The organism is Pseudomonas huaxiensis (assembly GCF_003231275.1).
Lineage (GTDB): Bacteria > Pseudomonadota > Gammaproteobacteria > Pseudomonadales > Pseudomonadaceae > Aquipseudomonas > Aquipseudomonas huaxiensis.
Map to the genome: position 1 here is coordinate 1 of NZ_QKVL01000168.1, position 503 is coordinate 503.

At 65.2% G+C, this 503-nt stretch carries 1 pseudogene; it reads right to left on the bottom strand.

Annotation, left to right across the window (positions count from 1 at the left end):
- Positions 1 to 503: pseudogene (locus DM374_RS32745) on the bottom strand (DUF2235 domain-containing protein); the annotation flags it as partial.

Here is a 503-nt window from a genome sequence, read left to right on the forward strand (position 1 = left end):
CGTTCAGGCGCGGCAGGCCAAGGGAAAGCCGCAGGGCGTCGATGATCATCAGCAGGCCCCAGTTGATGCGCCGCTCTCCACCCGCTGCGGCAACCAGGCCCGCCGTACCGAAATCAAGGTCATCGACCTCCGGAAACGCGGTGCCCACCCCCGGGATGTAGTACTTGAAGTACTGGCCATCACCGGTTCCCAGCGGATCGGTCAGTTCACCGGAACGCCCGCTATGGCCGGTGCCCCCGGCGTAACCTGCGCCCACAGAGGCGCGGAACAACCTGCCGATATTGGTTGGACACGGCGTGCTCACCTGGTACAGGTCGCGATTCAGGTTGTTGCCGGTACCGTCGAAGAACAGGCTGATATGCAAGGTCTTGCAACAGGGCGGCGGGGCCCGGCGACCGGCCGCCACGCTGAGGGCGTTCTGGTAGTCCCGCTCCTGCTCGCGCTGGATCCGCAGATTGGCATGGACCTGTTCTGCTCGCCCCGGTAGCAGTCCTTCCAGTGGG